General features: G+C 62.2%; 18 protein-coding genes. 6 read left to right on the top strand and 12 right to left on the bottom strand.

Annotation, left to right across the window (positions count from 1 at the left end; genetic code table 11):
• The first annotated feature begins 99 nt into the window (after window positions 1-99).
• The 3 genes from fdhA (at window position 100) to F474_RS18545 (ending at window position 2926) form a co-directional block, all read left to right on the top strand.
• Window positions 100-1299, top strand: a complete 1200-nt coding sequence (gene fdhA / locus F474_RS18555) for a formaldehyde dehydrogenase, glutathione-independent (protein WP_097087177.1) — start codon at window positions 100-102, stop codon at window positions 1297-1299.
• A gap of 289 nt (window positions 1300-1588) precedes the next feature.
• The gene (locus F474_RS18550) at window positions 1589-2140 is read left to right on the top strand and encodes a DUF2780 domain-containing protein (protein WP_097087179.1); all 552 of its coding nucleotides are present in this window, start codon (window positions 1589-1591) and stop codon (window positions 2138-2140) included.
• Between the two features lie 183 nt (window positions 2141-2323).
• Window positions 2324-2926, top strand: coding sequence for a pseudouridine synthase (locus F474_RS18545; RefSeq protein WP_097087181.1), 603 nt, complete (start codon window positions 2324-2326; stop codon window positions 2924-2926).
• Here the strand turns inward: F474_RS18545 and F474_RS18540 are convergent.
• On the bottom strand, window positions 2917-3402 hold the full coding sequence (locus tag F474_RS18540) for an Lrp/AsnC family transcriptional regulator (protein ID WP_097087183.1): 486 nt from the start codon (window positions 3400-3402) through the stop codon (window positions 2917-2919). The genes F474_RS18545 and F474_RS18540 overlap by 10 nt on opposite strands.
• Before the next feature lie 440 nt (window positions 3403-3842).
• On the opposite strand from F474_RS18540, the gene F474_RS18535 reads away from it, so the two are divergent.
• Entirely contained in the window at window positions 3843-4871 is a 1029-nt protein-coding gene (locus tag F474_RS18535; protein WP_097087185.1) for a DUF6515 family protein, read from the top strand.
• On the opposite strand, the gene F474_RS18530 is transcribed toward F474_RS18535, so the two are convergent.
• From F474_RS18530 to zapE, 4 genes are all read right to left on the bottom strand, one after another.
• Window positions 4856-5758: a cation diffusion facilitator family transporter gene (locus tag F474_RS18530; RefSeq protein ID WP_097087187.1), complete on the bottom strand. Its 903-nt coding sequence runs from the start codon at window positions 5756-5758 to the stop codon at window positions 4856-4858. The genes F474_RS18535 and F474_RS18530 overlap by 16 nt on opposite strands.
• Window positions 5758-6177: a polyribonucleotide nucleotidyltransferase gene (locus tag F474_RS18525; protein ID WP_097087678.1), complete on the bottom strand. Its 420-nt coding sequence runs from the start codon at window positions 6175-6177 to the stop codon at window positions 5758-5760. Before F474_RS18525 ends, F474_RS18530 begins: the two co-directional genes overlap by 1 nt.
• 185 nt (window positions 6178-6362) lie before the next feature.
• Window positions 6363-7115, bottom strand: a complete 753-nt coding sequence (locus F474_RS18520) for a sulfite exporter TauE/SafE family protein (protein WP_097087190.1) — start codon at window positions 7113-7115, stop codon at window positions 6363-6365.
• Window positions 7116-7215: 100 nt separating this feature from the next.
• Window positions 7216-8304: a cell division protein ZapE gene (zapE, locus tag F474_RS18515; RefSeq protein WP_097087193.1), complete on the bottom strand. Its 1089-nt coding sequence runs from the start codon at window positions 8302-8304 to the stop codon at window positions 7216-7218.
• Window positions 8305-8420: 116 nt separating this feature from the next.
• Between zapE and hrpB the strand changes: the two genes are divergently transcribed.
• Together hrpB and F474_RS18505 are read left to right on the top strand one after the other, a co-directional pair.
• Window positions 8421-10913: an ATP-dependent helicase HrpB gene (hrpB, locus tag F474_RS18510; protein WP_097087195.1), complete on the top strand. Its 2493-nt coding sequence runs from the start codon at window positions 8421-8423 to the stop codon at window positions 10911-10913.
• A 611-nt stretch (window positions 10914-11524) separates the two neighbouring features.
• Window positions 11525-12013 (top strand): Lrp/AsnC family transcriptional regulator, encoded by a 489-nt coding sequence (locus tag F474_RS18505; protein WP_097087197.1) that lies wholly within the window; start codon window positions 11525-11527, stop codon window positions 12011-12013.
• A gap of 5 nt (window positions 12014-12018) precedes the next feature.
• Here F474_RS18505 and F474_RS18500 read toward each other — a convergent pair whose 3' ends face one another.
• The 7 genes from F474_RS18500 to F474_RS18470 form a co-directional block, all read right to left on the bottom strand.
• Window positions 12019-12471, bottom strand: a complete 453-nt coding sequence (locus F474_RS18500; RefSeq protein WP_097087199.1) for a GNAT family N-acetyltransferase — start codon at window positions 12469-12471, stop codon at window positions 12019-12021.
• The gene (locus F474_RS18490) at window positions 12455-13675 is read right to left on the bottom strand and encodes an MFS transporter (RefSeq protein WP_165830344.1); all 1221 of its coding nucleotides are present in this window, start codon (window positions 13673-13675) and stop codon (window positions 12455-12457) included. Before F474_RS18490 ends, F474_RS18500 begins: the two co-directional genes overlap by 17 nt.
• The gene (locus tag F474_RS18485; protein ID WP_097087204.1) at window positions 13672-14823 is read right to left on the bottom strand and encodes an ATP-grasp domain-containing protein; all 1152 of its coding nucleotides are present in this window, start codon (window positions 14821-14823) and stop codon (window positions 13672-13674) included. Before F474_RS18485 ends, F474_RS18490 begins: the two co-directional genes overlap by 4 nt.
• 3 nt (window positions 14824-14826) lie before the next feature.
• Window positions 14827-16077 carry an aminotransferase class III-fold pyridoxal phosphate-dependent enzyme gene (locus F474_RS18480; RefSeq protein ID WP_165830343.1) on the bottom strand — a complete coding sequence of 417 codons (1251 nt, stop codon included), beginning with the start codon at window positions 16075-16077 and terminating at the stop codon, window positions 14827-14829.
• Window positions 16074-17483: a hypothetical protein gene (locus F474_RS22715; RefSeq protein WP_165830342.1), complete on the bottom strand. Its 1410-nt coding sequence runs from the start codon at window positions 17481-17483 to the stop codon at window positions 16074-16076. The genes F474_RS18480 and F474_RS22715 overlap by 4 nt, the downstream gene beginning before the upstream one ends.
• 10 nt (window positions 17484-17493) lie before the next feature.
• Window positions 17494-18432: an iron-containing redox enzyme family protein gene (locus tag F474_RS18475; RefSeq protein ID WP_097087209.1), complete on the bottom strand. Its 939-nt coding sequence runs from the start codon at window positions 18430-18432 to the stop codon at window positions 17494-17496.
• Window positions 18433-18494: 62 nt separating this feature from the next.
• Window positions 18495-19472 (bottom strand): hypothetical protein, encoded by a 978-nt coding sequence (locus F474_RS18470; protein ID WP_097087212.1) that lies wholly within the window; start codon window positions 19470-19472, stop codon window positions 18495-18497.
• Window positions 19473-19863: the final 391 nt, after the last annotated feature.

Below are 19863 nucleotides of genomic sequence, written 5' to 3'. Positions count from 1 at the left end.
GCCTTTGGCTACGCTGATGTCGGGATCGGCAATGTTCCGGCGTTGGCGAACTGCGATTCTGTGAGTGTTTACACACAACAACAACAGCGAGGTGAAAGCATGTCTGGCAACCGCGGAGTGGTGTATCTGGGCGCTGGCAAGGTCGAGGTACAGAAGATCGACTACCCGAAAATGCAAGACCCGCGTGGCCGCAAGATCGAGCATGGTGTGATCCTGCGCGTCGTTTCCACCAATATTTGCGGCTCTGACCAGCACATGGTTCGTGGCCGTACCACTGCCCAGGTCGGCCTGGTGCTCGGCCACGAAATCACCGGTGAAGTCATCGAGAAGGGCTCGGACGTCGAGAGCCTGCAGATCGGCGACCTGGTGTCGGTTCCCTTCAACGTCGCCTGTGGCCGTTGCCGTTCGTGCAAAGAGCAGCACACCGGCGTGTGCCTGACCGTCAACCCGGCCCGTGCCGGTGGCGCCTACGGCTATGTCGACATGGGCGACTGGACCGGTGGCCAGGCCGAATACGTGCTGGTGCCTTATGCCGACTTCAACCTGCTCAAACTGCCGAACCGCGACAAGGCCATGGAAAAAATCCGTGACCTGACCTGCCTCTCGGACATTCTGCCAACCGGTTACCACGGCGCCGTCACCGCCGGCGTGGGCCCAGGCAGCACGGTGTACGTGGCAGGTGCCGGCCCGGTGGGCCTGGCCGCTGCCGCCTCGGCCCGCCTGCTCGGCGCCGCCGTGGTCATCGTCGGCGACCTCAACCCGGCCCGCCTGGCACACGCCAAGGCCCAGGGTTTCGAAGTGGTCGACCTGTCCAAGGACACCCCGCTGCACGAGCAGATCGTCGATATTCTCGGTGAGCCGGAAGTGGACTGCGCAGTCGACGCAGTGGGCTTCGAAGCCCGCGGCCATGGCCACGAAGGCGCCAAGAGCGAAGCTCCGGCCACTGTGCTCAACTCCCTGATGCAGGTGACCCGCGTAGCCGGCAAGATCGGTATCCCTGGCCTGTACGTCACCGAAGACCCGGGCGCCGTCGATGCCGCCGCCAAGGTGGGTGCGCTCAGCATTCGCTTCGGTCTGGGCTGGGCCAAGTCGCACAGCTTCCACACCGGCCAGACCCCGGTGATGAAGTACAACCGTGCGCTGATGCAGGCGATCATGTGGGACCGCATCAACATCGCTGAAGTGGTGGGCGTGCAGGTGATCAGCCTGGATCAAGCACCGCAAGGTTACGGTGAGTTCGATGCAGGCGTACCGAAGAAATTCGTGATCGACCCGCACAAGATGTTCAGCGCGGCGTGATCGAAACGGCCGCCCTTGCGGGGGCGGCCTGTTATCGGCTCAAACCGTGCGTATCGGATGGTGATCGCTTGGGCTTGGCTTGCGCTGCATGAAAAAGTCGGTGTTTGCCAGGACGTGACTCTCATCCTGCGATCAAGCGGGCCCGCTGTTACCTGGAAAGACTGATAGCAGGCCTGTTCCGGCGCGATGTTCAAAACCGTCAAGATGAAACCGGCCGCGGCCGAGGCTTCAGCCAGGAACATTTCCCCGGTTAGCCTATCGAAACCCGCATTCGCTGCCGGAGCCTTCCATGAAACGCCTTTCCCTTGCCGCCAGCCTGGCGCTGCTCACCACCCATGCGTTTGCTTTCAACCTCAACGACGCCGTAAACGCTGCCTCAACCTTGCACAACGGCAACCAGAACGATGCCGCCGTGGCCGCTTCGCCCAAAGCAGCCGGCCTGCTCAATACACTTGGCTCGCAGCTCAACGTCACGCCGGAGCAAGCTATCGGCGGTACAGGCGCCATGCTGGGCCTGGCGAAAAACAAATTACAGCCCTCGCAGTATGCGGAATTGGCGCAGAAGGTGCCGGGGCTGGATCAGTTGTCGGGCAACAACGCGTTGGGCGGGCTGGAAGGGCTCTCGGGCCTGCTGGGCCAGTCGGGGAAATCCGCCGGCCTGAGTAAAGCGCTGGGCAATGTGCAGTCTCAAGGGGACATGAGCAATGCATTCGGCCAACTGGGCATGAACAGCGGCATGATCGGGCAGTTCGCGCCGATCATCCTGCAATACCTGGGGCAGCAGGGCACCAGTGGCTCGACCTTGCAGAGCCTGGCTTCGATCTGGGGGACCAAGGGCTGAGAAGGAGGCTGAAGCCGCCGCGTCGCCGTTGCACGTCGCCCGGCAAGCCGGCCTCCCACTCAAACTCAATGGAATAGGTTTAAGCCTAGCTCAGGGGCGCGGGTCAGGAAGTGGGAGGGCGGCTTGCCGCGCGACGTACCCGTGCTTAAGCTACCCGCCCCAGCGAACGACCTACTTCAGACCATGCCCGCGCCCTCTCGTCCACTGTTTAAGCGCCGCACGCCTAAAGCCCCACCGGCCAGCCCGCGCCTGCTGCTGCTGAACAAGCCTTTCGACGTGCTCACCCAATTCAACGACGACGCAGGCCGCGCCACCCTAAAGGACTTCGTCGATGTGCCCGGCGTCTACCCCGCCGGCAGGCTCGACCGCGACAGCGAGGGCCTGCTGCTGCTGACCAACGACGGGCGCCTGCAGGCGCGTATCGCCGACCCGAAGCACAAACTGCCGAAAACCTATTGGGTGCAGGTCGAGGGTGAGCCGAGCGACGAGCAGGTCCGGCAACTGGCCCAAGGCGTTCAGCTCAACGATGGCCCCACCCTGCCGGCGGAGTGCCGCCGCCTCGAGGCGCCCGAGCTGTGGGAGCGCAACCCGCCGGTGCGCTTTCGCAAAAGCATTCCGACCGCCTGGCTGGAGCTGGTCATCCGCGAAGGGCGCAACCGCCAGGTACGGCGCATGACCGCCGCCGTCGGGCTGCCCACCTTGCGCCTGGTGCGCGTGCGCATAGGCCCCTATGCGCTCGACGGCTTGCTGCCCGGCCAGTGGCGCGAGGTCGCGCCTCAGCTCTGATTGCGCAGGTGGGTCAACGGCATTTCGGTGCTGGCCAGCACCTGGTTGAGCACGAAGCTCGAGCGCACGCTGGTCACCCCTTCGATGCGGGTGAGGTGGCCCAGCAGTAGTTGCTGATAGTGGTCCATGTCCTGCACCACGACCTTGAGCTGGTAATCGGCGTCCATCCCGGTCACCAGGCTGCATTCGAGCACCTGCGGCAGGCCACGAATGATCGACTCGAATTTCTCGAAGCGCTCGGGCGTGTGGCGGTCCATGCCGATGAACACGTAGGCGGTCAAACTCAGGCCCAGTTTCTTGCGGTCGAGCAAGGCCACTTGGCGCGAAATGTAGCCGTCGTCTTCCAACTGCTTGACCCGCCGCGAACAGGGTGAAGGGGAGAGGCCGATGCGCTCGGCCAGCTCCTGGTTGGAAATGCGGGCATCACGCTGCAGCTCGGCGAGAATGCTCAGGTCATAGCGGTCCAGCTTGCTCATGGGCGGGGCCTCGTTTTTTACCAATTGCGTCGAATTATGATTGCTGGGCGAAAAATTGCGCAAGCGTTGATTATCTCGGCAATCTTCGCAAGCACCTGCCGGCGTTGGTGGCCTAAGATTTTCAACAGAATCACTGCCCGGACATTCGTCCACGGCGAACGGCCCTAGCGGGCCATTCGCGGCCGCCAGCCCCACCGGGCCGGGGCTGGCCACCGGGCTGCGCACCGTCCCAGCAGAGGGTGCGAGGTGAGCCTGCGCCACAAGCGTTGAGCCGGACGCCGTATCGATCAAGGAGGGCCCAAGGGCCTTCCTTTTTTTATTCCCGCATGAAATGTGCGCTGCTGGCCATACGCCGGGCCAGCGCGCTGGTAGAGTAGCGGCGAACCGCTTACGGTTTTCCCAGTCTTATCCGGTATGCCCCTCATCCTATGAGCAGTCCCATGAACGCACGCCTGTGGCGCCTGGCCAGTGCCGGGTTATTGAGCCTTTGTATCGCAGGGCAGGCGCTGGCCGACAGCGAAGGCCCGCCGGGAATGTTCCAAGGTAACAAGGGGCCGGCCGGGCGCTTTCAGCAGCCTCAGGCGCCCCAGCAACCGGCACCTCGGCCGACACAACCTGCGCCGCCGCCTCCCGCTCAGCCGCCGGCTCAACCCCAGCAGCGCGGGCCCATGGGGCGCTTCCAGCAAACCCAGCCCCCTGCGCCGCGGCCCAATTGGCAGACCAACCCCAATGGCGGCCAGCCGCAGCCTGGCTACAGCAATGGCAACCCGCTGCAGCCGCACCCTGACAGCGTGCGCCAGACCGAACCGCCCATCCGTGGCGACTATCGTGACCTGCAACCTCAGAATCGCCGGTATGAAGCCGGTGGCCCCGGCCAGCGCCGCGGGGACGACCGCTGGGGGCCACCGCGTGGCAATGGCTGGGGCCCAGGGCCGCAATACCGCCCCGGGCAGATGGTCGACCGCTTTCCCGGGCAGAACTGGCGTGTGCCCTACGGTGGCCGGGACTTCTATTACTCCGGCGGCTACTGGTATCGCCCGCAGGCTGGCCGCTATGTGGTGGTTACACCGCCTTACGGCATCCGCACCCGGGTGTTGCCTGATTACGCGACACGCACCTGGGTCGGCGGCTCGGTGTTCTTTCTGGCAGCCGGTACCTGGTACCAGTGGATGGACGACGAGCAGGACTACGTAGTGGTCAACCCGCCAGCCAATGCGCCGTACAGCGAACCGGTGCCTGCCCAGCCGGTAGCCTCCAGCAGCAATGCCTGGGACGTGCAGGTGTACCCCAGCAATGGGCAGAGCCTGGAGCAGCTGGAACGCGACCGCTTCGAATGCCAACAGTGGGCGACCCAGCAGAGCGGCTTCGACCCCCGCGCGGCAACTTACGCCCCGGCCGATGCGGTGCTCTACACCTACCGGCAGACGTTGACTAACTGCCTGGTCACCCGCGGCTACGGCGTCAACTGACCTGGCACCACCTCATGAGGGTCGGCGTGCACCAGCACCTCGGCCTTCGGGAACTGCGCCATGATGGCTGCCTCGGCCTGCTCGCACAGCGCGTGGGCGGCCGACAGCGTCAGTTGCCCGGGTAATTCCAGATGCAATTGCACGAACCAGTGGTTGCCCGACACCCGCGTGCGCAGGTCATGTGCCCCGAGCACCCCAGGCACGGCGCAGGCCAGGCCCATCATCTGCTCGCTCACATCCAGTGGCAGCTCTTTGTCCATCAGGATCTCGATACTCTCCCGGGCGATCTGCACCGCGCTCCAGAGGATATACAGCGAGATGCCCAGGCCGAACAGCGCATCGAGCTGGGGGAAGCCTGCGGCGGCCAGCACCAGTGCCACCAGAATGCTGCCGTTGAGCATCAGGTCAGAACGGTAATGCAGTGAGTCAGCGCGCACGGCCGTGGAGCCGGTTTCGCGTATCACTTTGTGCTGGATGATCAGCAGGCCGACCGTGAGCACCAGCGAGAGCACCATCACCGCAATACCCACACCGGCCTCGCCAAGCGGCTCGGGGCTGTGCAGGCGGCGCACCGCCTGAATGGCGATGATCACGGCGCTCACTGCGATGAACAGTGCCTGGCCCATGCCTGCCAGCGCCTCTGCCTTGCCATGGCCGTAGCGATGGTCGTCATCGGCCGGGCGCAGCGCGTAGTGGATCGCCAGCAGGTTCAGGAATGACGCCGCACCGTCGAGCACCGAGTCGGTCAGGCCGGCCAGCAGGCTGACCGAGCCGCTGAGGTACCAGGCCACCGCCTTGGTCACGATCAGGATGCTCGCTACGCTGAGCGAAGCGCGGGTGGCCAGGCGCAACAAGCGCGCGTGGCGGTCGATGTTCGCGGCCGGCATCAGGCTGCTGGTACCAGGCCGAAGGCCGCCAGTTGCTGCAGGCTGCCTTTGTGTTCGATCAGGCGCGGGTCGTTCAGCGGCAAGTGCTGGCCCAGCTCCTGCTCGAGGATGGTTTGCAGGCGCGCTTTGTCCACGGAGCCATCGGGGTTGACTGCAGGGCGCAGCTTGGCAGGGTCGACCTGCGCCTGGGTGCCGTGCGGCAAGTAGATCGCGCCGGTGGCGAAGTCGACGCCAAAAGCGATCAGGCCTGGGATCACATAGAACAGGATGCCGACGGCATCGAGCACTGCCACCACCGGGTCGACTTTACCGTCGATCTGGCCGCGGCGGTCGGGCCAGAACAGCGTGCCGCAGGCAGTGAGTTGAGTGAGCAGGGTGGCGACCAGGGCGGTGCCGATCATACGGTGGGCAATGCGCATGAAATTCTCCAGAAAGCGAAGCGCCGCAGGGGGCGGGCTGAGGTTCAGACCGCGCCGGCAGGGGCGCGGTTCGCTGTTATACCGTGGCAGCCGTTGCGCTTCCAGAGGCGGCCAGCCATCGATCCGGTCGCCGAAAACCAGCCTGGCTAGCCAGGTGGCAGGGGTCAGGAGCACGCCGGCGAGGCTTAGGTGAAGTAACGGACGATCAACATTACGCCAGAGGCGAGCACGACCAGGTTGATCACCGTGAGAAATTGGTCGCGTGACATGTTCAGAGTGATACGGCGGCCCAGGGTAATACCCAGCAACATGCCAGGCGCAAGCAACAGCGCCAGCCACAGCAGGCTGGCGTCCAGGTACACGCCTGCCAGCGCGAACAGCACGACCCGGGTCAGGGTGCTCAGGCCGATCAGTGTCGTCTGTGTGATGCGCAGGGCATTCTTGTCCTGCAGCCGCCCGCTCAGGTAGATGGCATAGATGAAGCCGCCGCTGCCGAACAGGGCGCTGAACACACCGCCAACACCCCCAAAGGCAATGGCGTGCACGGGGGCGAAATCGCGATGAGGTTTGAGCCCGCTGAGCGAGTACAGCGAATAGCCGACCACAAAAATGCCCAGTGCCAGCAGCAGGAAGTCAGGGCGGGTGGTCAGCAGGATCGCCGCGCCAATAAGGCTGCCGACCACCATCATCGGCACCAGACGCCGCAGCTCCTGCCAGTTGGCCCTGCGGCCATCGCGGCTGACGTTGACCAGCGCCGCGCACAGGTCCATCAAGGCAAGCAGCGGCACGATCTTCGCCACGGGCACATAGAGCGCCAGTATCGGGCTGGCGACCAGGGCAGTGCCAAACCCGGCAATACCGAAGATGATGTACGCAATAAGCAGGGTCAACAATATGACGGCGTAGCCTGGCCAGGTGAAGGCGAGAACATCGCTCATGGTGGGGGGATTCCTTTGTTGTTGTTCGTGGCTTCGTGCCGGTTGCGTGATAATCAAGCAAGCAGTTTTGAAACTGCCTGTCAGGTTCGCCGATTTATGGCTATGGGGCGGTCACGGGATAGCTATCAGTTTCAGAGGGGGTGGGGCTATTCGCGAACTGCCGAAGTTGTGATAGCCGGCTGCGCGTTCTGACGATATCCGCAATTTCGCAATGGTCGATTGCAACTTCCAATGGCCAGCTGCTGTGGATGAACACTTCGCAGCGATTGTCGTAGAGCACGTCCACCACGTTGAGAAAGCGTTGTTGCGCGGCGGCCGAGGCGGTGGAAATGCGGGGCACCGCTTCGATCACCCAGCGCGGGTAGTCGGCGACCAGTGCCAGGTAGTCCATGGTCGCGGTAGGGGCCTCGCACAGGTCGGGAAAGCGCAAGTGCAACGTGCCTTGGCCTGCGCTGATCACGGCGATGCTGCGGCGATTTACCGGCACGTTCGCGCTGGCCGGCGCGTCGGCCGGCAACCCCAGGGCCTTGCGTTGTTGCGCATCGGCGGGGCTGACGAAGGCGCCTTTGGCAAAAGGGTCCGGCTCGGCGGTGGCCAGGCTGCGATAGTCAATGCCACCGGCGATGGACAGCACATCCATGCGCGACTCGATCAGCTCGATGGTCGGCAGGAAGCGCTCATGGTAAAGCGGGTTGGGCAACAAGCCTTCAGGCGAGTAATTGGAAGTGGTCAGCAACAGGCAATCGCGCTTGAACAACGCTTTGAAGAAACGAGACATCAACATGGCGTCGCCGATGTCGTGAAGGTGGAACTCATCGAAGCAGAGTAATTCGCAGCCTTTTAACATCACGTCGAGGGCGTCTTCGATGGCATGCGGGCTGTGGGCGTATTCAAATTGGCGTTGGTGAAGTTCACGAAAGAACGCATGAAAGTGAACCCGTTTCTTCTGCGCCAGGGGCAGCGCGGCGAAAAAAGCGTCGAGCAGGAAACTTTTGCCGCGGCCGACCGGCCCCCAGATATAAACGCCTTTGGGTTTTTTCAGGCGCGCGAGCCAAGGGTGAGACAGGCCAGCTGCCAGTTGGCCCAACCGGGTGACCGCTGCCAGTTGTTGTTCATCGAGCGTATAGCCCCGGCCCTGGGCTTGGGCCTGTATGTCGGCGATGACCGCTTCGGCATTTACGGTAGGCATTCACGGATCCTTGGTGTTTTGCGAACACGGCGGGGATCTTAGCGCATTGCTGGCGGGCAGATGACTCAACGGCCCGCAAGCGGCCGTATACTGCGCGCCTGCGATCTGGAGGCCCCATGAATTCCTTGCCCATCGATGCCGTGCTGCCGGCCTTGCGCCAAGCCCTGCAGGCGCGCCACGAGGTGGTGCTGCAAGCGCCGCCCGGCGCCGGTAAAACCACCCGCGTACCGCTAGCGCTGCTTGATGAGCCGTGGATGGCCGGGCAAAGCATTCTGATGCTCGAACCGCGCCGGCTGGCCGCGCGCGCTGCCGCCCAGCGCTTGGCCACCGAGCTGGGCGAAGCGGTAGGCGAGACCGTGGGCTACCGGGTACGGCTGGAAAGCAAGGTCGGCCCGTGTACACGTATTGAAGTAGTGACCGAGGGCATCCTCACTCGTCGCCTGCAGGCCGACCCCGCGCTGGAGGGCGTGGGCCTGGTGATTTTCGATGAGTTTCACCTGCGCAACCTTGAAGGTGACCTGGCCCTGGCGTTGGCGCTCAACGGGCGCGAACTGCTGCGCGAGGAGCCGGCGCTCAAGGTGCTGGTGATGTCCGCGACGCTCGACGGCGAGCGCCTGGGGCGGCTGCTCGACGATGCGCCAGTGCTCACCAGCGAAGGGCGCATGTTCCCGGTCACCACCCACTGGAGCCGGCCTGCGCAGCCAGGCGAACGCATCGAGCCACGGGTGGTGCAAGCCTGCCTGCAGGCGCTGGACGAGCAGGCCGGCAGCCTGCTGGTTTTCCTGCCTGGGCTGGGCGAGATCCGCCGCACCCACGAGCAGTTGGCCGAAGCGCTGGGCGAGCGCGCTGACGTGCGGCTGTGCCCCCTGCACGGCGAATTGAGCCTGGATGCGCAGCGCGCCGCCATCGACCCGCCGCCGGCAGGGCAGCGCAAGGTCGTGCTGGCCACCAACATCGCCGAGACCAGCTTGACCATCGAGGGGGTGCGCGTGGTGATCGACGCGGGCCTGGAGCGCGTGCCCCGGTTCGATCCGCGCAGTGGCATGACCCGCCTGGACACCCAACGCATTTCCCGCGCCAGCGCCACCCAGCGTGCAGGCCGCGCCGGGCGCCTGGAACCGGGGGTGTGTTATCGGCTGTGGTCGCAAGACCAGCACGAACAGCTGGCGGCCTTCAGCCCTGCCGAGATGCTTCAGGCCGACTTGTCTGGCCTGGCTCTGCAATTGGCCCAGTGGGGCGTGGCACCGCAGGACCTGCGCTGGCTCGACCAACCGCCCCAGGCCGCCTGCGCCCAGGCCCACGACCTGCTGGCACGCCTCGGCGCTGTGGATGGCCAGGGCCGCCTGACACCCCATGGCCAGGCCATGGCCGACCTCCCGGCGCACCCGCGCATCGCCCACCTGCTGCTGCGTGGCCAGGCGCTGGGCCTGGCGAACCTTGCCTGCGACGTGGCGGCCTTGCTCAGTGAGCGAGACCTGCTGCCCGGCAGCGGTGCCGACCTGCACAAGCGGCTGGCTGCCATTGGCCAGGGCCGCGGCGGCGCCCAGCGAGTGCGGCAGATCGCCCGGCAATACCGCGCCGGGTTACGCGGCCAGCCTGGCGAACCGGTGAGCGACCCCGACCACCCCCGTTGGGTAGGCGCCTTGCTCGCCCTGGCCTATCCGGACCGCGTCGCCCAGCAACGGCGGCCCGGCGGCGCCGACTATCGCCTGGCCAATGGCCGTGCTGCGCAGTTCGGCGAGGTCGATGCGCTGATGAAACATCCCTGGCTGGCGATTGCCGACCTGGGGAGCCGCCAAGGCCAGCGCGAAGAGCGCATCTGGCTGGCCGCCGAGTTGGATGAAGCGCTGTTCGACACGGTATTGAACGACCAGCGCCGAGAAGTGGACGTGCTCGACTGGGACGAGCGTGAAGGAGGGCTCAAGGCCGAGCGCCAGGTGCGGGTGGGCGAATTGGTGCTCAGCCGCCAGGCCTTGCCTGGCCTGAGCGACGAAGCGCGCGCGAGCGCCTTGTTGGCACTGGTGCGGCGCAAAGGCCTTGAGTTGCTGCCCTGGACGCCTGAGCTACGCCAATGGCAGGCCCGTGTCCAGCTCCTGCGCCAGCTGGATGGCCCCGGCAGCGCCTGGCCCGACGTCAGCGACACCGCGTTGCTGGCCACACTTGAGGGCTGGCTGCAGCCCTATCTGGGTAAAGTCAGCCGGCTCAGCCATTTTGCCCAGCTTGATCTCGCCTCGATCCTGCGCAACAGCCTGCCCTGGCCGTTGCCGCAGCAGCTGGACACTTTTGCCCCAACGACTCTGGCCGTGCCCTCGGGCTCCCACATTCGCCTGGACTACAGCGAGCAACCGCCAGTGCTCGCGGTGCGCCTGCAAGAGCTGTTCGGCCTGGCCGACACCCCGCGCATCGCCGGTGGCCGGCAAGTCGTCAAGCTGCACCTGCTTTCGCCGGCCCGCAGGCCGGTGCAGGTGACGCAAGACCTGGCGAGCTTCTGGCGCAACACCTATGCCGAGGTGAAGAAAGATTTGAAGGGGCGATACCCCAAGCATTACTGGCCGGAGGACCCGTTGGTGGCGGAGCCGACGGCGAGGGCCAAGCCTCGGGGAACTTGAGCGGGTGTGGGGAGCTGTTGTGTGGCAGCACGCCAATTGAACAGGTGGCCGACAGTGGCAGCGAGAGAGGCTTGCTTGATGGCGAAGTTGTATATCAACTGAGCGCTAGAGGAACTAGAACCTTGTTTTAGGTAAGGGCGCCACTACAGAAGTATGTTCAAGGTTACCACTGCGATCAGGCTCGCTCGATACAGCTATGCAGTATCTCGAGGAGGGTGAAACAGCCAGCCAACAAGGTGTTGATAACTTGAGCGAGGCCGCCACTGCGCGGCAAGTGCAAGCCAGGGGAAAAGCAAGGCAGACACAGCGCATTGTTTCGAACAGCTGTATTTATACAGGGTGGCCCTTCGGACAAGTACGCTGGCACCCTCGTACCGTGCGTCGACCCGCTTGCGCGAGACCCAGTGATGTGTGTTGACAGCGCGCGGGCGACGTTGCTTAATCGATTCGCTCTTCGCAGCCTGGCAAGCCCTGGCTCTACAAATAGTAGTCGCGGGTGAGTCACGAACACCGCATGCCGTAGCGCTTCAATTTCTTACAACAATAAGGCTTTTGCCGTTCTACTGCCGATAACGTGATGTCCTGTTTGAGCATTCAACCAAGGAACAACCATGAAAAGGAAATCGAACGCGCTGGACTCTGTAGATCTGCAAATCCTTTCCATCATGCAGTCGGATTGTCGAACAACACTTTCGAAGTTGAGCGAAAAGATTGCGTTGAGTGAGACACCGTGCTGGCGACGCCTTAAACGGTTGGAGGATGATGGCTATATCAAGCGCTACCAGGCGATCCTCGACAAACATGTGCTGGGCTTCGATATCACCGCGTTCATTCAGTTATCTGTGGATTCCCATACCCCTGAGTGCACCCGTGAACTCGAGCAGCGGCTGATCGCTTCGCCTGAGGTGATGGCGCTGTACAACGTCACAGGTGACTTCGACTTCATGATTCAGATCGTCTGCCCGACCATGGAGATCTACTCTCAGTTCGTCGAGCTAACGCTGCGCTCGCTCAAGTGCATCAAGCAGATCAAGACCTCGGTCAGCCTGAGGGAAATCCATGCCAGCAACCACCTGCCAATTTGCTCGTTATCCGCTTGAGTGCCTCACGCTGTGGGTGTTTGGGTGTATACGTCCGGGCGATGGAGTTGCCACAGGTAATTGGGCCGGTTGACGGGTGTAAAGCCTATCTTTTCGTACAGCCAGGGCGCTGTGGTGGTGGCTAACAGGATCCGCCGCAGCGACCTCACTTCAGGTACTTCAAGCAAGGTTTCCGAGAGCCGGCGCCCCAGGCCTCGCCCTCGGTATGCCTCGTCGACGAAGACATCGCACAGGTAGCCGAAGGTCGCAAAGTCTGTGACCAGGCGGGCGAAGCCCACCTGCTGGGCTCCGTCGTAAGCGCCTACGCACAGGCTGTTGGCGATACTGGTCTCTACCCGGTCCCGGGAGATGCCAGCTGCCCAGGTCGAGGTGGTGAGGAAGGCATGCACAAAAGTGATGTCCAGGCGGGCCTTGTCGAGCGTCAGAGTTATGGTGTCGGTCTCAGTGATGGTGCCCATGAAGCCCTTCCTTGAATGTGGGTTTGTCTTGCCTACGGTAGAGCGTCACCAGCGCTACCGCCACTGCCGCGAGCGCGCAGTTGATGTACCAGAACAGGGTGAAGTCGCCCAACCCTGCGAAGCGGCTGGCTACCGCATTGCCTGCCACTGCGCCCAGCAGGCCCATCAGCCCTAGTACACCGAAGCCCACAGGGAGCAGGTCGACCGGCAGGCCTTTGCTGAGCAACGCGTCGATCGCGGGGTCGATGGTGATTTCGCCCAGCGTGAACAACAGCACACCTGCTAGGAACACTGGCTCAACGGATGACTCGGCCAGCAGCCCGAAGGCTAGGCACATGAGGGTGAAGCCCAAGGCCAAAGTCAGATACACCGGCAGCCGCTGCGACAGCCATGTGTTGAGGGGGATCTGCAGCGCCATCACTGCGGCGGCGTTCACCCAGAACACGTGGGCTACGGCATCCGTACCCCATGCACTGTCGGCGATCAAGGGAAAGGCATATTCCAACTGGATGTAGTGGAACTGATAGCACAGGGTCACGGCCATCAGCACAACGGCCAGAGGCATGGCCATGACCGCACGCACGGCCCTGCCAAAGTCAGGCTTGGGCCGGGCAGGGCGTTCGGGTGTCGCCGATGGGGCGCGCACGGCGTGGAGCACCCCCAGTGCCACGGCCTGGATGCACGCGGCGAACAGGAAGAAGGCGAATGCCGTCTGGTCGATGAGCGCGGCCCCCAGTGAACTGCCGAGGGCTACGCCGAGGTTGTTGACCGTACTTCTAAAAGAAAACAGCAAGTAGTGGTTGGTAGCGGGTGTCAAAGCGACGAGCGCGGCCTTTGCCGCAGGTGTGAAGAACGCCTTGCTCACGCCGAGCGCCAGGCTCAGTGCGCAAAGGGCGGGGGGCGACGACACTCCTGTGGCGAACAGCACATAGGTGGCGATCTGTAAAACTAGACCGATTTTCATCGTGAACAAGGGCGTGGCTCGATGGCTCACATACGCCCCTGCAAAGGAGGCCGCGTATTGCCCCGAGAGAAATAGCGTCAGCTGTCCTGCGGCAAAGGCCGGAGACTGGCCAAGCCCCTTGACCATGTACACCACGAAAAAAGGGATTACCGAAAAGTAACCCAGTGCAGTGAGGAACTGGACCAGCACGACGCGCCGAGCGTCGCTTGGCATCGAAACAACCAGGGTACGCAGGCTCATGGGTCGACAATGACCTCGATGCGATCTAATTCCAGGTTCAGGCGTTCCTCCAGCAGGAGGCGGTCCGGCGCCGAGACGATGATGCCCCCATGACGATGGAACGAGTCGGTCATGGCCTTGATCGTGTCGCCGGGCCTGAGGTACATCTCGAACCAGTGCACGTATCCAGCGCTGCGCTCGGGGACGTGGATTGACCTGACGGTGCCTACAGGGAAGTCGAAATAGCTGATGGCGGCGCAGCCATGGCGTGTTAGTAACACTTCTACGGGCCCACCCAGCAGCAACCGGGCGTGGGCGGTTATCATGTCGAACCCTGTCACTATCTCGACCAAGTTCCAGATACGGTCGCCGCCCGGTCGGTTGTGGCATTCGATGATTTCGATCGCGTCGCCGTCCACCTTGAACTCCAGGTGGCCCGGCCCGTCGGTAAGCCCGATGGCGTCCAGGCAGCGACGAATATAATGCCACTGGCTGGTGGAGAGGGCGGATGATTCTGAATCGACCACGTGCCCGACTTCCACCAGCCCGCCGACCCCACCGAGGCGTTTTTCGGTCACGGCCAGCAGGTGATGCACCCCTGCGATGCTGAACGTCTCGCAACTGAACTCCTCGCCGGGCACCCAGCTTTCGACGATGTAGCGCCCGTTGGCCGCGAGCGGCACGGTGGCACCTGCCTCGACCCGGTGCACATCACAGCTGCCGGTCCCGCCCACGGGCTTGGCTATCAGCGTACCCGGGCCTTCGTTATGCAGCGCGTGATCGGATGTGCAGGTGCGCCGCTCGAAAAAGGCCACCTTGGTGAGCCCTTGGGCGCGCAATGCTTCGCGCGTCAACAGCTTGTCTCGAGACACCAGCGAGGCGTGCAATGGCGGGGCGGCGATACTCAAGGTCCGCCCGATGATCGCTGCTGGCACGGTGCCGAGTTCGGTGAATGAGAGCACTGCTCGCAACGGCGTGCGGGTGTTGATGGCGGAGGCCTTGAACAGTAGGCCGGGAATGTCGTCGAAGTCCGCGAGATGTATTTCGCACGGCGCCGTGCGCTGCCAAGGCGTCAGTCGCTTCGTTTCGGTCAGCACGACGACCGATGGTGCGACCATCATGACTTTGCGCAGGTAGTCGTCTGTAGGGCCGAGCAATAGCAGCCTCATCGATCACCCCTGAAGGTCGAGAGTCAGGTCGGAAAAGATATGCACAAACTCGTCCAGCGAATCCTGGCTGACGGTCAACGGTACGATCAGTTTCAGAACAGCGGGATCGTGCGGGCAGATTGTGGTGCAGACCTGATTGAGAAAAAGCGAGTGCCACAGGTTGAAGCAGGTCTCGGCATCTTTGCAGTGAATGAAGACGCAGGCGGCCAGCCCTGTAACCTTCTGGATCACGTCCGGGCAGCTCCCGGCGCAGGCACCCAACTGCCCGCCGAAGCATTCCAGCGGTTCCAGCGCATTGCCAGGCCCAAGGTGTTCGTCGAGCAGGTCCAACACCGCGCTGGCCAGGTGAAGTGCCAGGTTGTTGTTCGCGAAGGTGCTGCCGAGGATCTTCTGGCAACCCGGCCGGGCGAAGAGGTCATCGAACAGCGGCGTACGCAGCAGCAAGTGGGCACTGGGTATCAGGCCGCCGGTCAGGGCTTTGGCCAGAAGCAGCATGTCGGGCCGTTCACGCCAGCCCAGGGCTTGCATCGCCGAATACGCGCCGCAGCGCCCCAGCCCGGAAAACACTTCGTCGACGATGCTGACGGTACCGAACGCCCGGCACGCCTTGAGCAATCGGTCAGCTTCACTGGCCGGGCAGGCGCGGCCGCCACCCATGGCCTGGACTGGCTCGATGAGCAGGGCGGCGATGTCTTCACCCGCAATCAGTGCCAAGGCTTGGTCGATCTCCTCGAAAAACACCACCTCTAGGTCGGGCCGCAGTGTTTCGAAGCCCACACGATGGGCGGGCTGATCGCTCAGGTGGAGGGTCAAGGCACTGTTGCCATGGAAGCAGCGCCGTCGGACCAGCAGCTTTCGCCTCGAGGTGTGAAACAGTGCGGCCTTGACCGCGCCCTCGACCGCTTCGGTACCGGTGGTCAGGGTGCACAGCTTCCACGAACCGGGCAGCTCGATACGGTCGATCAAGCGCTCCGCCAACGGGGCCGCACCTGTGCAGATACCCAACGGCGCCCCCACAGGTAGGTCCTGCCGGACCAGCTCGATCAGCTGGTGCTGGATCGCTTCATGATTGTGCCCCAGGATCGACGCACCATAATGCCCGACGAAGTCCAGCCAGCGCTTGCCCTCACTGTCGTAGAGGAACTCGCCTTTGGCTCGGAGGAAAACCGGGGCCTGGCCCAGTTGCTGCAGCAGGGAGGCCCAATGTGGGTTCACCAATGCCTGATATCGCTCCAGTGCCAGCGGTGAATTCACAGGAAGTCTTCCATGGCGAAGTTCAGGGGTGGCCGCCGGTTGACGACGTGAATCCGGTGCAATTCTTCCCAAGCGCGGTGGGTCAGTTCCAGCAGCAGAGCGTAGGCCGTTGCGGTGGACCGTTGCTGTGCCATGCTCAATTCGCCCACTTCCGACAGCATGATCCTTGAGATGTACTGATGAGCCAACTTGTCGTTCAACTGCTCATGCTTGCGTGAGGGCCGGTTGTTGAAGACGGGGGCACTGCTGAATTGCGCCGATAAAGCATTGAGCAGGTTTTCCTGGCCTGGCAGGCCTTCGGTGATGGTGGCCGCTGCGAAATACGAGACCACGTCACTGGTTGCGAAATAGGTGTAGAAATCGCACAACAGCTGTGCGAAGGGGGTCGGTAGCGCCGTGTGTAACGCGTCCTCGCTCATGCCCAACGATTTACACGTCTTGAGCTCGTAGAGCTCATGCCCGGCCTCCTCCATGTAGTAGCGGCGAGCGAGCTTTTTCAGCGGCCGCGGCAGCCGTTTGGCGATAGCGGGGCAGATCAGGTCGATGAACCGATCAGTGATGTAGTACTCCTGAGCGTAGCTCGCGGCGATCAGGGCATCGCGGCGATCGTTTTGGTCATTGAACGAGGCGCGGTACTGGCTGCCGCTTTGCTCGGCGAGGAAGTCCAGCCCCCAGCGTTCAAGGCGGATGGCCAGGTTCAGCCCAGAATCAGTAGCCTCAATGGGTAGTAGGTTCGTGCAGAGCTTCCCCGCACCGGGCTGCTGGCTACGCACCAGTAGCCAAGTCAATACCGACAGGCACTTGCGCACTTCGCCCACCCAGAACGCACTGAACTCCACCTCTACCGGGGGGTGTGGCTTACCCAGCAGCCGCTCAAGCAGCGCGGCCGCTGCCGATACAGCCGGTGGGCAGATGATCATCCAGCTCTGTAGCGCTACGCGGGCATAGACGAGGTAGATGTTGGTGCTGCTGGCATACAAGGCATCGAATGGCCGGGGCGAGGTATCTGCGATGAAGTCCAGCAGTTCACGTGCAACGCCAAGCTCGGTGAAGGGGTGCCTTTGCAAGGCACACTCGGCTTCGCTGAGGGCTTCCTGCAACAGGTGCTGTTTCTTCGCAAGCGTGTGTTCAGGCGCCGACTCCCTGATGAGCCCGGCATCGTCGAGTACCGAAACGATGTTCTGGAGCTGCAGGTCGGCTGTTTTCTGCTGCAATGCTGGCCAGTGCTCGCTGTCTTTGCGCATCAGGCCCTTCAACGTTGCATCGAGCAAAGCTGCAGCTTCGCTAGACAATGCGAACTCCGAATCCTTTTCGCCGATTTCGACGGTTCCGTTCAACTCGTCGGCATGGAAATAGCCGACATCCAGGAACGGTTTGCGGTAGCTGCCAATGGACCACTTTTCCATGCTGGTTTCCTCAGCTGAACAAGCGAAGTTTGACGGTTGCCTCGTAGTAGGCGCAGATCTGGCTGTCCCAGCGCCCCATCAATTCGAGCAGCGAGCAGGCATGGACAAGGGTGACCCTGGCTTCCTCTGCCGAGATCGCGGGAAAGTGGCATAGCAGTTCGTTGGTGATGTTGCCGTGACCTTCGGACTCGTTGACATTGGAATGCCCGATGATCGGCCCCCAGAATGCTTTGGGAATATCAAGGCGCTGGCAGGATTCGATGAACAGCTCATTGAATTCCGGATAAGGCTCTTCGAACAGAAACAGTGCGCTGATGAACGACAACAGGTGCTGCCGGGCATACACACCGAGCGAAGAATAGATAGAGAAGGTCGAATCCAGTGGCGCTACCTGCCCGAGCTTGTGCTTATCGATGCCTACCGCGTGCAGCGCCTCGGCCAGCAGGGACTCATGATCATGCTCCTCCAGAAACAGCTTCTTGATCCCTTGGTACACCTCTGGGCTGGTGTGGTGGGCCATCGCGGGTGAGATGACTTTCGGTGCCTGCTTGACGATGTGGTAGTACTCAATGGCGAAACCGATAAGTTGCGTGCGCGTGACACTGCGGTCCTTCATCCGTATATACAGCGGCGAGTCGCCCTGCTTTCTGTGGAAACTGGCGATGGTTGCGTTGAGCTTGCGCGTGAACTCCTTGCCCGAAAGCACTCCCGCAGGCTTGCTGTATCGGCCTTCGGTTAGCAGATAGTGCTTGTCGAGGTCGGCAATCAGCGCTGCGACCGATTCTGCCTCGAAACGCGCCTCGTGTTTGCGACAGAGTTCGTCGGTACTCAGGCAACCCTCTTTCAAGTCGGCGAGCAGCGCCACCAGGCTGGCGTCCTGTGGGTCTTCCAGCACTACACTCTGCAGCCGATAGTCCAGGTGGTGGCTGTCACCGACCTGCGTGTGCATAACGCCCGCCCGGAATTTGGGATAACGGAATCGTTGGCTATGGGTTTGCATGCGAGCGCCCCTTATGGGTTGACTGGCCGGAGAAGGGTTTCGGTGGTCGAGTAAAAATCCCAGACGGCAGAATGGAAGTTGTCGTACAACTCCACGAATACATGGGTGTTCGCCTTCATGCTGCGTAGCTGGTCGGCCGTGACCACGGGTATTTCGGCGAACAGTTCTCGGGTGAGCACCCCGTGCTCGGCACCGATGTTGATATTGGCGTGAGCCATGATGGGGTCGATGAACGCGTTATCGACCTTTCCACTGGCTTGCATCGCCAGGATATAACTATCGACCTCGATGTCTTTGCCTTCGAGAATGCCCATGGTGGTGAAAAAGAACAGTGGGTCGGTCGCTGCCCAATAAGCCAGTGCATTGCACAGCGCCAGGGTCTCTGGCAGGGGCATCGATGCACGTATTTGCTGCTGGGTGATGCCAAGGGTGCTCAGTGCTTTGAAGATGAGTTCATCGTGACCGTATTCCTCACCGTAAAACTCATTCATCTTCAATCGGGCTTTTTCCGAGGCGACGTAATTGAGCACTGGCGAATCGAACCAACTTTCGCGATAGAGGAAGTTGAAGTTCTCGATGGCCATGCCGTAATAGACGTTCACCGGCACCTGCTCTGGCGCCTGCAGCGCTCGCCAGAATTTGTTTGCATAGAGTGTTTTGTGAAGCAAATCGGCCTGAAGGTCCTCAATGATGAGTATGGCTTCATCACCGGTCATGTACCGCTCGCCAGAGTCGATGCGATAGGCCAGGTTGCTCTCGGCGAGCGACTCCAGCAGTTCTCCCACCTCCTCGCTGGGCAGGGCGCCGTTGAGGGCACACACTTCATCCAGTGTCCTGGAGCCATCACACAGCGCGAGTACTTGATTCCATTGGGTACTGTCGCCGGTCAAACCGCTTATTTCATGTTCACTACCTGAAAACAACAACGTTTTCGCCGCAGGGTCGTGACCCTCTTGGAACCGGCCAAATGCGACAAAGGTCTCGCTCATCCCAGTGCTCCTCGTCGAATAGGAAAGCCGGGCATTACGCCCGGCCAGTGACGCCCTGTTACAAGTGAGCAGCCATCAGGATCGGACGCTGATGCTTGGCCTTGATCACGATCTTCTTGCTGGAGGTATCAACTTTCTTTTCCGATTTGGCAACGGTAGTCGACATGGTCTTATCCCTTCAGTGATGGTAATGCCGGTCCGATCCGATACATGGAATGCATGCAATCGAACATTTAAATGTCCAATCCCGGCGGAACTATTCAAGCACTGGAGGAGAGAAATAAAATTGCTTTTTCCGAAGTGCAGTGGCCCCGGGTTTGGAAAAATCTTCCAATCGGGTGCTGTTGCATGGTGGCAGGCTGATGCCGCTCTCGCCGGGCGGGGTGGGGGT

It is taken from the genome of Pseudomonas sp. URIL14HWK12:I12 (assembly GCF_003097135.1).
Taxonomy (GTDB): Bacteria; Pseudomonadota; Gammaproteobacteria; order Pseudomonadales; family Pseudomonadaceae; genus Aquipseudomonas.
This window is presented reverse-complemented; position numbering and strand designations above follow the sequence as displayed.

What these genes read in the sequence shown, in the direction of transcription:
- F474_RS18485 (WP_097087204.1), bottom strand. Translation starts at nt 14,823, where the DNA reads ATGAGGCTGCTATTGCTCGGCCCTACAGACGACTACCTGCGCAAAGTC.
- F474_RS18525 (WP_097087678.1), bottom strand. Translation starts at nt 6,177, where the DNA reads ATGCGCATTGCCCACCGTATGATCGGCACCGCCCTGGTCGCCACCCTG.
- F474_RS18540 (WP_097087183.1), bottom strand. Translation starts at nt 3,402, where the DNA reads ATGAGCAAGCTGGACCGCTATGACCTGAGCATTCTCGCCGAGCTGCAG.
- F474_RS18535 (WP_097087185.1), top strand. Translation starts at nt 3,843, where the DNA reads ATGAACGCACGCCTGTGGCGCCTGGCCAGTGCCGGGTTATTGAGCCTT.
- F474_RS18530 (WP_097087187.1), bottom strand. Translation starts at nt 5,758, where the DNA reads ATGCCGGCCGCGAACATCGACCGCCACGCGCGCTTGTTGCGCCTGGCC.
- F474_RS18470 (WP_097087212.1), bottom strand. Translation starts at nt 19,472, where the DNA reads ATGAGCGAGACCTTTGTCGCATTTGGCCGGTTCCAAGAGGGTCACGAC.
- F474_RS18550 (WP_097087179.1), top strand. Translation starts at nt 1,589, where the DNA reads ATGAAACGCCTTTCCCTTGCCGCCAGCCTGGCGCTGCTCACCACCCAT.
- F474_RS18505 (WP_097087197.1), top strand. Translation starts at nt 11,525, where the DNA reads ATGAAAAGGAAATCGAACGCGCTGGACTCTGTAGATCTGCAAATCCTT.
- hrpB (WP_097087195.1), top strand. Translation starts at nt 8,421, where the DNA reads ATGAATTCCTTGCCCATCGATGCCGTGCTGCCGGCCTTGCGCCAAGCC.
- F474_RS18545 (WP_097087181.1), top strand. Translation starts at nt 2,324, where the DNA reads ATGCCCGCGCCCTCTCGTCCACTGTTTAAGCGCCGCACGCCTAAAGCC.
- F474_RS18500 (WP_097087199.1), bottom strand. Translation starts at nt 12,471, where the DNA reads ATGGGCACCATCACTGAGACCGACACCATAACTCTGACGCTCGACAAG.
- F474_RS18475 (WP_097087209.1), bottom strand. Translation starts at nt 18,432, where the DNA reads ATGCACACGCAGGTCGGTGACAGCCACCACCTGGACTATCGGCTGCAG.
- F474_RS18490 (WP_165830344.1), bottom strand. Translation starts at nt 13,675, where the DNA reads ATGAGCCTGCGTACCCTGGTTGTTTCGATGCCAAGCGACGCTCGGCGC.
- F474_RS22715 (WP_165830342.1), bottom strand. Translation starts at nt 17,483, where the DNA reads ATGGAAAAGTGGTCCATTGGCAGCTACCGCAAACCGTTCCTGGATGTC.
- F474_RS18520 (WP_097087190.1), bottom strand. Translation starts at nt 7,115, where the DNA reads ATGAGCGATGTTCTCGCCTTCACCTGGCCAGGCTACGCCGTCATATTG.
- zapE (WP_097087193.1), bottom strand. Translation starts at nt 8,304, where the DNA reads ATGCCTACCGTAAATGCCGAAGCGGTCATCGCCGACATACAGGCCCAA.
- fdhA (WP_097087177.1), top strand. Translation starts at nt 100, where the DNA reads ATGTCTGGCAACCGCGGAGTGGTGTATCTGGGCGCTGGCAAGGTCGAG.